At 73.6% G+C, this 11,961-nt stretch carries 13 protein-coding genes; 11 read left to right on the forward strand and 2 right to left on the reverse strand.

Translation table 11 applies throughout. From position 1 onward, the window contains the following. Positions 1-2 precede the first annotated feature (2 nt). From ACY0MR_RS31025 to ACY0MR_RS31075, 11 genes are all read left to right on the forward strand, one after another. Positions 3-809, forward strand: coding sequence for an MlaE family ABC transporter permease (locus ACY0MR_RS31025; protein WP_073902099.1), 807 nt, complete (start codon positions 3-5; stop codon positions 807-809). 1 nt (position 810) lies between these two features. Further along, positions 811-2,064, forward strand: a complete 1,254-nt coding sequence (locus ACY0MR_RS31030; RefSeq protein WP_473556598.1) for an MCE family protein — start codon at positions 811-813, stop codon at positions 2,062-2,064. After that, on the forward strand, positions 2,061-3,116 hold the full coding sequence (locus ACY0MR_RS31035; RefSeq protein WP_473556600.1) for an MCE family protein: 1,056 nt from the start codon (positions 2,061-2,063) through the stop codon (positions 3,114-3,116). Before ACY0MR_RS31030 ends, ACY0MR_RS31035 begins: the two co-directional genes overlap by 4 nt. After that, complete coding sequence (locus ACY0MR_RS31040; RefSeq protein WP_473556603.1) at positions 3,113-4,162, forward strand: MCE family protein; 1,050 nt, start codon at positions 3,113-3,115, stop codon at positions 4,160-4,162. Before ACY0MR_RS31035 ends, ACY0MR_RS31040 begins: the two co-directional genes overlap by 4 nt. After that, positions 4,159-5,253 carry an MCE family protein gene (locus ACY0MR_RS31045; RefSeq protein ID WP_361855763.1) on the forward strand — a complete coding sequence of 365 codons (1,095 nt, stop codon included), beginning with the start codon at positions 4,159-4,161 and terminating at the stop codon, positions 5,251-5,253. Before ACY0MR_RS31040 ends, ACY0MR_RS31045 begins: the two co-directional genes overlap by 4 nt. After that, the gene (locus ACY0MR_RS31050; protein ID WP_388804800.1) at positions 5,250-6,449 is read left to right on the forward strand and encodes an MCE family protein; all 1,200 of its coding nucleotides are present in this window, start codon (positions 5,250-5,252) and stop codon (positions 6,447-6,449) included. Before ACY0MR_RS31045 ends, ACY0MR_RS31050 begins: the two co-directional genes overlap by 4 nt. Beyond that, a complete protein-coding gene (locus ACY0MR_RS31055; protein ID WP_473556605.1) occupies positions 6,446-7,720 on the forward strand; it encodes an MCE family protein in 1,275 nt (424 codons plus the stop codon). Before ACY0MR_RS31050 ends, ACY0MR_RS31055 begins: the two co-directional genes overlap by 4 nt. Further along, positions 7,717-8,232, forward strand: coding sequence for a hypothetical protein (locus ACY0MR_RS31060; RefSeq protein ID WP_361859137.1), 516 nt, complete (start codon positions 7,717-7,719; stop codon positions 8,230-8,232). The genes ACY0MR_RS31055 and ACY0MR_RS31060 overlap by 4 nt, the downstream gene beginning before the upstream one ends. Positions 8,233-8,348: 116 nt before the next feature. Then, positions 8,349-9,068, forward strand: a complete 720-nt coding sequence (locus tag ACY0MR_RS31065; RefSeq protein WP_473556609.1) for a hypothetical protein — start codon at positions 8,349-8,351, stop codon at positions 9,066-9,068. A gap of 26 nt (positions 9,069-9,094) precedes the next feature. Continuing rightward, positions 9,095-9,637 carry a nuclear transport factor 2 family protein gene (locus ACY0MR_RS31070; protein ID WP_361859132.1) on the forward strand — a complete coding sequence of 181 codons (543 nt, stop codon included), beginning with the start codon at positions 9,095-9,097 and terminating at the stop codon, positions 9,635-9,637. Between the two features lie 46 nt (positions 9,638-9,683). Next, entirely contained in the window at positions 9,684-10,517 is an 834-nt protein-coding gene (locus ACY0MR_RS31075; RefSeq protein WP_473556611.1) for a hypothetical protein, read from the forward strand. Positions 10,518-10,695: 178 nt separating this feature from the next. Here ACY0MR_RS31075 and ACY0MR_RS31080 read toward each other — a convergent pair whose 3' ends face one another. After that, complete coding sequence (locus ACY0MR_RS31080; RefSeq protein WP_473556614.1) at positions 10,696-11,478, reverse strand: putative protein N(5)-glutamine methyltransferase; 783 nt, start codon at positions 11,476-11,478, stop codon at positions 10,696-10,698. Beyond that, positions 11,471-11,953 (reverse strand): glutathione peroxidase, encoded by a 483-nt coding sequence (locus ACY0MR_RS31085; protein WP_361859123.1) that lies wholly within the window; start codon positions 11,951-11,953, stop codon positions 11,471-11,473. Before ACY0MR_RS31085 ends, ACY0MR_RS31080 begins: the two co-directional genes overlap by 8 nt. Between the last annotated feature and the right edge of the window lie 8 nt (positions 11,954-11,961).

Below are 11,961 nucleotides of genomic sequence, written 5' to 3' on the forward strand. Positions count from 1 at the left end.
CGATGGCCTCCCCGTTCGTCTGGCTCGACCGGTCCGGTGACCAGCTCCTGTTCTACGTCAAGGCCCTGCTCTGGGTCCCGCGCACCCTGCGCCGCTACCTCAAGGAGGTGCAACGCCTGCTCGCCGAGGTCGCCTTCGGCTCCGGCGGACTCGGCGTCATCGGCGGCACCATCGGCGTCATGATCGCGATGACGCTCTTCACCGGGACCGTCGTCGGCCTCCAGGGCTACGCCGCCCTGGAGCAGATCGGCACCGCGGCGTTCACCGGCTTCGTCTCCGCCTACTTCAACACCCGCGAGATCGCCCCGCTCGTCGCGGGGCTCGCCCTCTCCGCCACCGTCGGCGCCGGCTTCACCGCACAGCTCGGCGCCATGCGGATCAACGAGGAGGTCGACGCCCTCGAAGGCATGGGCATCCGCTCCATGCCCTACCTCGTCACCACCCGCATCATCGCCGGAGTCGTCGCCATCGTCCCGCTGTACGCGATCGGCCTCCTCTCCTCCTACCTGGCCTCCCGCTACGTGACCGTCCTGTTCAACGGCCAGTCCCAGGGCACGTACGACCACTACTTCAACCTCTTCCTGTCACCGACCGACGTCCTGCTGTCGGTGCTGAAAGTGCTGATCTTCAGCGTGATGGTGATCGTCGCCCACTGCTACTACGGCTTCCGAGCCTCCGGCGGCCCGGCCGGCGTCGGCATCGCGGTCGGCCGCTCCGTCCGCAACGCCATCGTGCTGATCAGCGTCACCGACTTCTTCCTGTCGCTGGCCCTCTGGGGCGCGACCACGACCGTGAAGGTGGCGGGGTGACATGAGCGACCCACGCGCCGAGACCCTGCGCCGCCGGTTCGCCGGCGTGGTCTTCCTCCTGGTGCCCGCCCTGCTCGCCTGGCTCGCGATCGCCGTCTACGAGAAGGAGTTCACCGACTCCGACCCGGTCGTCGTCGAGACCGGCAGCGTCGGCAACGAGATGCACCTCGGCGCCGAGGTGAAGCTCCGCGGCGTCGTCATCGGCGAGGTCCGCGCCATCGACGCCACCGACGCCGGAGCCCGGCTCACCCTCGCCATGCGCCCCGGCACCCTCCGCCACGTGCCCTCCGACGTCCGCGCCCAGATGCTCCCCACCACCCTCTTCGGCGAACGGTTCGTCGCCCTCGTACCCCCCGGCGACTCCACCGCCGCACCCCTCGCACCCGGCGCCGTCATCCCGGAGGACCGCTCCAGCAACGCCGTCGAACTCCAGCAGGTCCTCGACAACGTCCTCCCGCTGCTCACCGCCGTCCAGCCGCAGAAACTGTCGGCGACCCTGTCGGCCGTCTCCCGGGCCCTGGAGGGCCGCGGCGACACGCTCGGCGACACCCTCACCGAACTCGACGCCCACCTGCGCGAGTTCAACCCCCAACTGCCCGCCCTCACCCGCGACCTGAAAGAACTCGTGAAGGTCAGCCACGTCTACGCCGACGCCGCCCCCGACATCGTCACGGCGCTCACCGACTTCACCACCACCAGCGGCACCCTCGCCGAGAAGGAGGCCGACCTCGCCGGCACCCTCGGCGCCACCACCAGGACGGCCCAGGACCTGACCGCCTTCCTGCGCCAGAACAAGGACAACATCATCCGGCTCAGCGCCACCGGCCGGCCCACCCTGGAGCTGCTCGCCGAGTACGCGCCGTCCTTCCCCTGCACCCTGCGCACCCTCGCCCAGTTCGTGCCGGCCATGGACAAGGCCCTCGGCAAGGGCACCGACCAGCCGGGACTGCACGTCGACGTCACCACCGTGCCCTCGCGCGGCGCGTACGTCCCCGGCCCGGACACCCCGTCGTACGGCTCCGGCGGCGGCCCGCGCTGCTACCCCGTGCCCTACCTCGGCATCCCGGTGGCCCCCGCCGCACGGGCGGCGGCCGCGGCCGACCAAGACCTCGGCCCCGCCAACTCGCCGCAGGAGAACGACCTCGTCAACGAACTCCTCGCCCCCGCGGCGGGCAAGCGGCCCGGCGACCTCCCGGACTGGAGCAGCACGCTCGTCGGACCGGCGTTCCGCGGCGCGGAGGTGACCCTCGGATGAGCACGCGACCCGCCCACACCCGCCGGCGCGGACTGACCGGCACCGTTCTGAAGTCCCTCGCGTTCGTCCTGGTCACGGCGCTGGCAACCGCGATCCTCGGCCTCAGCATCGCCAACACCGGCGTCGGCTCCGCCACCCGCTCCTACAAGGCGCTGTTCACCGACGTCACCGGACTCGTCAAGGGCGACTCGGTGCGCATCGCCGGAGTCAAGGTCGGCGAGGTGACCGGCGTACGCGTCGTCGAACGGCGCACCGCGGAGGTCACCTTCTCGGTCCGCGAGGACCGCTCCGTGCCCCGCTCGGCGACCGCCGCCGTCAAGTACCTCAACATGGTCGGGCAGCGCTACGTCTCCCTCGGCCGCGGCAGCGGCGACCTCACCGGCACCCTGCACGACGGGGACACCATCCCCCTCGACCGCACCACCCCCGCCCTCGACCTGACCCTGCTCTTCAACGGGTTCAAGCCCCTCTTCGAGGGACTCTCGCCCGCCGACGTCAACGACCTCGCCGGATCGCTCGTGCAGGTCCTCCAGGGCGAGAGCGGCACCGTCGACAGCCTGCTGCGCCACATCGGCTCCCTGACCCGCACGGTCGCCGCCAAGGACGAGGTCATCGGCCAGGTCGTCACCCACCTCAACACCGTCCTCACCACCCTCAACAACCGCGAGGCCGCCTTCGACGACCTCGTCGTCACCCTCCGGAAACTGGTCACCGGCTTCAACACCGACCGCAAACCCCTCGGCGAGGCCGTCCAGGCCGTCAGCGCCCTCACCACGACGACCGCCGGGCTCTTCCAGGAGGCCCGGGCCCCCCTCAAGAAGGACATCCGCGAACTCGGCCGGCTCTCCGGCACCCTCGGCGCGAACACCCCCGCCATCGAGTCCTTCCTGGCCAACACCCCCGCCAAGATGACCGCCCTGGCCCGGCTGTCCTCGTACGGATCGTGGTTCAACCTCTACCTCTGCGAGGCGCGCGTGACCGGCGTGGGAACCTCCGACGGCTCGAAGCCGCCGACCGGGATCGCCGTGACCGAACCGAGGTGCCGCGGATGAGCCCCCGCCCCCGGTTCAAGCCGGCCAAGGAACGCAACCCCGTCGCGGTCGCCGTCGCCGGACTGGTCCTCCTCGCCCTGATCGCCGCGCTGGCGTTCAACGTGGAGCGCCTGCCCCTGGTCGGCGACGACACCACCTACAGCGCCGACTTCTCCGAGGCCGCCGGACTCGACGCCGGCGACGAGGTCCGCATCGCCGGCGTCAAGGTCGGCAAGGTCACCGAGGTCACCCTCGACGGACCCAAGGTCAAGGTGGCGTTCGAGGTCGGCGACGCCTGGGTCGGCGACCGGTCCACCGCCGCCATCGCCATCAAGACCCTCCTCGGCGAGAAGTACCTGGCGCTCGACCCCCTGGGCTCCGAGCGGCAGGACCCGGGCATCCGCATCCCGCAGTCCCGCACCACCTCCCCGTACGACGTCACCCAGGCCTTCCAGGATCTCAGCGGCACCGTCGACGACATCGACACCGCCAAGCTCGCGGAGAGCTTCGAGACGATCTCCGACACCTTCAAGAACTCCCCGCCGCACGTCCGCAACGCCGCCACCGGCCTCTCCGAGCTCTCCCGGTCGGTCTCGAAACGCGACACCGAACTGGCCCGGCTCCTCGCGAACAGCCGGAAGTTCACCAAGACCCTGGAGGACAAGAAGTCCAGCTTCGAGACCCTCATCGAGGACGGCGGCTCCCTGCTCGGCGAACTCCGGCAGCGTCGCGACGCCATCCGCGCCCTCCTCAAGGGAAGCCGGGCGCTCGGCACCGAACTCAGCGGCGTGGTCGCCGACAACGACCGCCAGCTCGGCCCCACCCTCAAGGCACTCGGCCGGGTCACCGGAGTCCTGGAGAGGAACAGCGGCCGGCTCGACGAGACGCTCGCGCTGATCGGCCCGTACTACCGCCTCGTCGGCAACACCCTCGGCAGCGGCCGCTGGTTCGACAGCTACCTGTGCGGCGTGGTGCCCCGCGCCTACCTGCCCGACACCTCGCAGCCCACGACCGGATGCCTGCCGCCGCGACCCAAGGCGACGGCCAAGGGGAGCGGTGAACGATGACCAGTCCCAGAAAGCCCCTCGTCGCCGGCCTGGCCCTCGCGGTGCTCGCCGCCTGCGGCCTCGTCGCCGTCCGCGTCCTCGACGACGAGGGCACCCGTATCACCGCCTGGTTCGACCGGGCGGTCGGCATCTACGCGGGCTCCGACCTGCGGGTCCTCGGCGTGCGGGTCGGCGAGGTCGAGTCCGTGGAGCCGCGGGGCACCCGGGTGCGCGTCCGGCTCCTCCTCGACGAGGGCGTCCGCGTCCCCGCCGACGCACGGGCCCTCGTCGTCGCCCCCAGCATCGTCGCCGACCGGTACGTGCAGCTCAGCCCGGCGTACAGCACCGGCCCGACCCTCTCCGACGGCGCCGAACTGCCCGCCTCCCGCAACCGCACCCCGGTCGAGATCGACCAGCTCTACGACTCCATCACCGAACTGAGCCGGGCCCTCGGCCCGGACGGAGCCAACTCCGCCGGCGCCCTGTCCGAACTCCTCGACACCGGCGCCAGGAACCTCAAGGGCAACGGCGCCTCCATCGGCACCTCCATCAAGGAGTTCGGCAAGGCCGCCAAGACCCTCGACGGCAGCAGCGAGGACCTCTTCACCACCCTCGGCCAGCTGCAGACCTTCACCACCATGCTCAAGGACAAGGACGGCGACGTCCGCACCGCGCAGGAACGCCTCGACGAGGTCGTCGGCTACTTCGCGGAGAACAAGGACGACCTCGCCGGCGCCCTCAAGGAACTCGGCAGGGCACTCGTCCAGGTCAAGGCGTTCATCAGGGACAACCGCGGCGAGCTCAAGAAGAACGTCGACCGCCTCGTCCCCCTCACCCAGACCCTCGTCGACCAGCGCGCCTCCCTCGCCGAGGCCCTCGACGTCGCCCCGCTCGCCGCCGCCAACGTCGTCAACGCCTACAACAAGGACACCCGCACCCTCGACGGCCGGGCCAACCTCAACGAGATCAGCATGGGCGGCCCCCTGCTGCCGCTGCCGGTCGCCGGAGGCTCCGCGTCCACCGGCGGATCCGCCGGGCCGGGCGGCGCGGCCGGACCCGGCGGCCCCACGCCGGGCACCTCCGCGCCGGCCGCCGGAGAGGGGGACCGATGAGAGGCCCCACCCCGCGGGCGGTCGGAGCGGGCGCCGCCGGCGCCGTCGTGCTCGGCCTCGGGCTCGCCCTCGTCCTCGGCGCGACCCCCGGGAACCCCTTCCGCTTCGACGGCATCGAGGACCTGCCCCTGCCCGGCGGAGCCGACCTCGGTCCCCACCCGTACACGGTCACCGCGGAACTCGACGACGTCCTCAGCCTCGTGCCGCAGTCCGCGGTCAAGGTCAACGACGTCGCCGTCGGACGCGTCACCGCCATCGAACTCGGCTCCGACAACTGGTCCGCCCGGGTCACCCTGAAGATCAACGGCGACGTCCGGCTGCCCGCCGACGCGGGCGCCCGGCTGGAACAGTCGAGCCTCCTCGGCGAGAAGTACATCCAGCTCGTCGCCCCGCCGAAGGACGGCGGCGGACGGCTCGCCGACGGCAGCGTCATCCCGCTCGCCCGCACCAGCCGCAACACCGAGGTCGAGGAGGTCTTCGGCGCCCTGTCCCTGCTCCTCAACGGCGGCGGAGTCAACCAGCTCAAGACGATCACCCGCGAACTCAACGCGGCGCTCGGCGGACGCGAACCCGAGGTCCGCTCGATGCTCCGGCGGGTCAACACCCTCGTGAAGACCCTCGACGCCCACCGCGGCGACATCACCCGCGCCCTCGACGGCATCAACCGGCTCTCCGCCACCCTCGCCGGCCGCAAGAAGGACGTCGACACCGTGCTCACCGACCTCTCGCCAGGCCTCCGGACGCTGGAGAACCAGCGGGGCTCCCTGCTGACCATGCTGCGCGCCCTGGACACCCTGTCCGGGGTCGCCGTCACCACCATCGACGCGAGCAAGAAGGACATGGTCGCCGACCTCAAGGCCCTCGCCCCCACCCTCACCGCACTCGCGGACGCCGGTGCCGACCTGCCCGACTCCCTCCAGGTGCTGCTCACCTACCCCTTCACCGACGAGGTGCTGCGCGGTGTCAAGGGCGACTACCTCAACACCTACCTGCACCTCGCCGCCGCCCCGGGGACCGAGGTGATCCCGCCCCTGATCCCCCGGACCGGGACCACTCCCACCCCGGCGCCCACCCCGTCCGACCCGGCGCCGGCCGCCCGCCGCGGAACCGGGCCGAGCGCCGGGACCCCGAGCACCGCCACGCCCCTGCCGCTGCCTCCGGCGGCCCCGCCGAAGGACGGAGGGCGGTCCCGGTGATCACCCGTACCGTACGGCTCAAGAACATCGCGTTCCTCGTCGTCGCCGTCCTCGTCCTCGGCTTCGTCGGCGTCCGCTACGCCGACCTCGGCCGCTACGCCGGCATCGCCGACCACTACACCGTGCGGGTCCACCTCGCCCGCACCGGCGGTCTGTTCACCCACTCCGACGTCACCTACCGGGGCGTCTCGGTGGGCCGGGTCGGCGACATCGGCCTCACCGCCGACGGCGTCGTGGCCGAACTGCGCATCAAGAACTCCGCCCCGCCGATCCCCGCCGACGCACAGGCCGTCGTCGCCGGCCTCTCCGCCGTCGGCGAGCAGTACATCGACCTGCGCCCGGAGAGCGACGGCGGCCCCTTCCTCGCCGACGGCGCCCGTATCGAGCAGTCCGACACCCGCGTACCGGCACCCGTCACCGACGTCCTCGCCGGCATGAACGACCTCACCTCCTCCGTCCCGCTGGAGTCCCTCCGCACGGTCGTCGACGAGCTCGGTAAGGCCTTCGAGGGCCACGGCGACGACCTCCAGGTCCTCCTCGACAGCGGCAGCCGCTTCGTCCAGGCCGCCGACACGGCCCTGCCGGCCACCACCCGCCTCATCGAGGACGGCGAGGTCGTGCTGCGCACCCAGGCCGAGGAGAGCCGCGCCATCCGGGACTTCGCCACCGGCGCCCGCACCCTGGCCGCCACCCTCAAGACCTCCGACGCCGACCTGCGCCGCCTCCTGGCCGTCACCCCCGACGCGACCGGACAGGTCAGCGGACTCCTGCGCGATCTCGACCCGAGCCTGGGCGTCGTCCTCGCCAACCTCCTGACCACCTCGGAGATCGCGGTCACCCGGCAGCGCGGCATGGAGGAGCTGTTCGTGAAGTACCCGGCGGCCGTGTCCGCCGGAGCCACCGCCGTCGAGGGAGGCCGCATGAACTTCGGCATGGCCGTCACCTTCTTCAAGCCGCTGCCGTGTACCGCGGGATACGGCGCCACGCGCTACCGCAACGGCCTCGACCTGGGCACCGCGCCCGCCCTCAACACCGGGGCGGCCTGCACGGGCTCCGCCGCGGCGGGGGTCAACGTGCGCGGCTCGGCCCAGGCGCCGAAGGGCGGCCCCGTGCCCGCCCCGGCCCGCCCCGGCTCCCTGCCCTCGGGGGCCGCGGGCGCCACGCGGGGCACCGGGCAGGCCCTGCCCGGCGCGCTCGCCCTGCCCGGCCAGAACGGCGGACCGACGGACATGGCGGGCCTCCTCGGCCTGGGCACCGGGAGCGCGCGATGAGGCGGGGCCGGATCCTCGGCGCCGTCGCCCTCGTCGCCGCCCTCGGCTTCTGCGGGACCGGAGCCTGGACCTACGCGCAGGCCCGTGGCGACGAGAGCCTGGCCTTCGGCCGCGAGCGCGACACGGCACTCGCCGAGGGCCGGGACCGCCTCACGGTCCTCCACACCCTCGACGCCTCGACCCGCGAACGCGCCGAGGCCGGCATCCGGGCCTGGCGCGAGGCCTCCACCGGACCGCTCCGCACCGAACTGGGGCGCACCGCGCCCGCGGTGGGCGCCTCGGCCCGCGCGACGGTCACCGAGGCCGCCCTGACCGCGCTCGACGCCCGGGCCGGTACGGCGAAGCTCATCGCGACGGTCCGGGTCGACGTCACCCCGCGCGGCGGCGGCGCGGCGTCCACCGACCGCAAACGCCTGGAGGCCGTCCTGACGCGCACCGGCGAGGACACCTGGCGGGTCGCGGCGCTGAGCGCCGTCCCCGTCGCCGGAGCGGAGAAGGGGGAGGACGAATGACGCGGCTCCTGCGAAGGTCGGCGACGGCCGGGTCGAGCGGAAGGCCTGGAGGGACCCCGGAGGGGGCCGAGCGGACGGCGGCGGCACGTGGCGGCACCGCGGGCGGGTCCGGCACGGTGGACGACGCCGGGGCGGTGGACGGGTCCGCGACCGCCGACGAGCACGAGCACGGGGCAGAGGGTGGGGCCGCGACCGATGACGCGGACGGGTCCGGCACGGCGGCCGGGTCCGGAACCACGGCCGGCCCCGGCACCGAGGACGGGTCCGGGGCCCCGGCAGGTGACGGCGAGTCCTCCGCGGGGCGCACCGTCCGCTTCCGCCCCGTCGCCTGGCGGCGAGCCGTGCTCGCCGGGGCCGTCGCCGTGCTCCTCCTCGCCGGAGGCGCCTTCTTCTACGGCGCCCACCGGCTGGCCGACACCCCCTCCGCGCGCAACCAGGCGCTCACCGACGCCGGGGCCACCGCCCGGGTCGGCGGTGACGTCGGCGAGGGCCTGGCCCGGATCTTCTCCTACACCCCCGAGAGCAACGACGGCGTCGAGCGCTCCGCGGGGACCGTCCTCGCCGGGCGGGCCGCACGTCAGTACACCGATCTGTTCGCCCAGGTCCGCGCTCGGCTCGTCGAGCAGCGGATCACCCTCGCCACGCAGACCGTCCGCACCGGAGTGATCGAGCTCGACGGTGACCGGGCACGCCTGCTCGTCTTCCTCGACCAGGTCTCGCGCCGGGAGGGATCGGGTCGTGACGGCGGGAAGACCACGTCCGCCGCAGCCCAACTCACCGTCACCGCACGGTTCCAGGACGACCGGTGGCTGATCGTCGACATCAAGGCCCGCTGAGCATGAGCGGGAGACGGGAGCACCCCATGACACGCCCGGTCCGCACCCCGGCGGGCAGCCGCCCGGCCCTGGCCGCGGCCCTCGTGCTCGTCCTCGCGGCGGGCGCCTCGGCCGCCTGGGCCGGGCGGGACTGGTACGCCGCAGCCCACGACGACTCCGCCGCGTACGCCGTGCAGCGCGACGAGGCGCTCGCGGCGGGGGAGCAGGCCGTGCAGAACCTGAACACGCTGGACCACCGGCGGGTGGAGCAGGGCCTCGACCTGTGGGAGTCCTCCACGACCGGGGAACTGCACGAGCAACTGGTCGAGGGACGCGAGGAGTTCACCGGTCAGGTCCGCACGGCCAGGACGGTGACCACGGCCCGGGTGCTGTCCGGCGCCGTCACCGAACTCGACGACCGGGCGGGGCGGGCCCGGCTGCTCGTCGCCCTGCGCATCACCGTCACGACGGCCGACAGCAAGAGCTCGGACAAGGACAGCCGGATGCTCGGCGAACTCACCCGCACCGACGGCGGCTGGAAGCTCAGCGCGCTGGGGCAGGCCCCCGTGGGCGGTTCGGCGGCCGGCTGAGCCGGCCGTACCGAGACCGCCGCCCGCACCCGAAAGGACACCCACGATGCCGACGCCCCGCCACCACCTCAACCGCCAGCGCCGCCGCCAGGCCCTCGCCGACCCTCCGGCACCGGCCCTCCGGTCACGGACCTCCGCCGGTGTCCTCACGGAACCGGCCCTCCCGGACGGGGAGGAGCGGGAGCGGCGGGAGGAACGGACGGAGCGACCCGCACGGCGCGGAGCGGACGGGGACGGCGGCGGCCGGAGGAGCGCCGGCCGGGAGACGAGCAGGAGGGAGGGCGGCAGCCGGGAGAGGACCGGACCCGAGAGGACCGGCCGGGCGAGGACCGGCCGGGTCCTGCTCGCCTCCCTGTGCGTCCTGACGCTCCTGCTCGGGGGTTTCGCCGGCTGGGCGTTCAGCCGGGCGGGGGAGCTCCGCGACGACCCGGCACGCGGCAACACCGCCCTCACGGACGTCGCCCGCACCAGCGAGATCAAGGGCCAGACGGGCGCCGCCGTCGCCGCCCTCTTCTCGTACGACCACGCCGACACCGCCCCCTTCGAACGGGCCGGCCGGACACTCCTCACCGGCAAGGCCGTCGACCAGCACCGGACGCTGCTCGCCGGGGTGCTCGCCAAGGCGGCCCAGCAGAAGACGGTGATCACGACGACGGTCACCGACAGCGCGGTCGAGCGGATCGACGGCGACCGCGCCCGTGTCCTCGTCTACGCCGACCAGAGCAGCGTGAGCACGGCCGGCACGCCGGCGAAGGGCAAGGCCGGGGCGGGCACGAAGACCGGTGACCAGGGGGTCTACGCGGGCGCGATGTTCGCCGTGGACGTCGTCCGCCGCGACGGCCGCTGGCTCGTCGAGAACATCGACACGTTCGGCCGCTGAGCCGCTGAGCCGCCGAGCCACGGAAGCGGAGCCGCTGCCGGGGCCGCCGGGTCGCGGCGAGGCAGATCCCACGGCGACGCGCATCACCGGCGGCGTCGCGCCGCCGGGCCGTCGCGCTGCCGGGCCGTCGCGCCGCCGGTCGGCGACGCCGACGCGCCCCGGAAGACCGGTGCCCCGGTCAGGCCGGCCGGGTCGCGAGGAGCACGGTCGCGTAGAGCTCCTCGCAGCTGAGGATCCGGGGCTCCAGGCCGTGCGCGGCGACCGCCTCGGCCGCCCGCTCCGCCTGCCGCTCGCTCGTCTCCACCAGCAGGCCGCCGCCCGGCGCCAGCCACTCCGGGGCCTCGGCGGCGACGCGGCGCAGCACGTCGAGGCCGTCCGGACCGCCGTCGAGCGTGACGAGCGGCTCGTGGTCGCGGGCCTCGGGGGGCAACAGTCCGATGTCGCCGGTCGGAACGTACGGGACGTTGGCGACCAGGACCTCGACGCGCCCCCGCAGCTCCGGGGGCAGCGGGGCGAACAGGTCGCCCTCGTGGACCAGGCCGCCGCGCGGTTCGACGTTCCGGCGGGCGCACCGCACCGCCGCGGGCTCGATGTCCGAGGCGTGCACCTCGGCGCCCTCGACCCGGTCGAGCAGGACGGCGCCCGCCGCGCCGGAGCCGCAGCACAGGTCGACGCAGACGGCGCCCGGGCGGGCCCGCTCCACGGCGTGGCCGATCAGGAACTCCGTACGGCGCCGGGGCACGAACACCCCGGGGTCCACCTCGACGCGCAGCCCGGCGAACTCGGCCCAGCCGACGACGTGCTCCAGCGGCAGGCCCGCGGCCCGCCGCTCGACCATGCGGTCGAGTGCGGCGGGGCCGCCCGCCGCCGCGCGCAGCAGCTCCGCCTCCTCCTCGGCGAAGACGCAGCCCGCGGCGCGCAGCCGCTCGACGACCCCGTCGCCGCTCAGGACGTCAGACAAGCCGGGCCTCGATGGCGGAGACGATCTCGGGGGCGCCGGGCTCGGTGCGGGGACGGAAGCGGGTGATCGAGCCGTCGCGGCCGATCAGGAACTTCTCGAAGTTCCACTGGACGTCCCCGGCCTCGCCGTCGGCGTCGGCGACCTTGACGAGCTCGGTGTAGAGCGGGTGGCGGTCCTCGCCGTTGACGTCGGTCTTCTCCAGGAGCGGGAAGGAGACGCCGTAGGTCGTCGAGCAGAAGGTCTGGATCTCCTCGGCGCTGCCGGGCTCCTGGCCGGCGAACTGGTTGCAGGGCACGCCGAGCACGGTGAAGCCGCGGTCGCCGTACTCCTTCTGCAGCTGCTCCAGGCCCTCGTACTGCGGGGTCAGGCCGCACTTGGAGGCGACGTTCACGACCAGGACCGCGCGGTCGCCGTAGTCGGCAAGGGAGACCGGCTCGCCGGTCAGGGTCTTCAGCGGGATGTCGTACAGGCTCATGGACTGCT

This window comes from Streptomyces sp. JN8 (assembly GCF_055808075.1).

Coding starts and splice junctions, on each gene's coding strand:
- ACY0MR_RS31025 (WP_073902099.1), top strand. CDS start 3: ATGGCCTCCCCGTTCGTCTGGCTCGACCGGTCCGGTGACCAGCTCCTG.
- ACY0MR_RS31030 (WP_473556598.1), top strand. CDS start 811: ATGAGCGACCCACGCGCCGAGACCCTGCGCCGCCGGTTCGCCGGCGTG.
- ACY0MR_RS31035 (WP_473556600.1), top strand. CDS start 2,061: ATGAGCACGCGACCCGCCCACACCCGCCGGCGCGGACTGACCGGCACC.
- ACY0MR_RS31040 (WP_473556603.1), top strand. CDS start 3,113: ATGAGCCCCCGCCCCCGGTTCAAGCCGGCCAAGGAACGCAACCCCGTC.
- ACY0MR_RS31045 (WP_361855763.1), top strand. CDS start 4,159: ATGACCAGTCCCAGAAAGCCCCTCGTCGCCGGCCTGGCCCTCGCGGTG.
- ACY0MR_RS31050 (WP_388804800.1), top strand. CDS start 5,250: ATGAGAGGCCCCACCCCGCGGGCGGTCGGAGCGGGCGCCGCCGGCGCC.
- ACY0MR_RS31060 (WP_361859137.1), top strand. CDS start 7,717: ATGAGGCGGGGCCGGATCCTCGGCGCCGTCGCCCTCGTCGCCGCCCTC.
- ACY0MR_RS31070 (WP_361859132.1), top strand. CDS start 9,095: ATGACACGCCCGGTCCGCACCCCGGCGGGCAGCCGCCCGGCCCTGGCC.
- ACY0MR_RS31075 (WP_473556611.1), top strand. CDS start 9,684: ATGCCGACGCCCCGCCACCACCTCAACCGCCAGCGCCGCCGCCAGGCC.
- ACY0MR_RS31085 (WP_361859123.1), bottom strand. CDS start 11,953: ATGAGCCTGTACGACATCCCGCTGAAGACCCTGACCGGCGAGCCGGTC.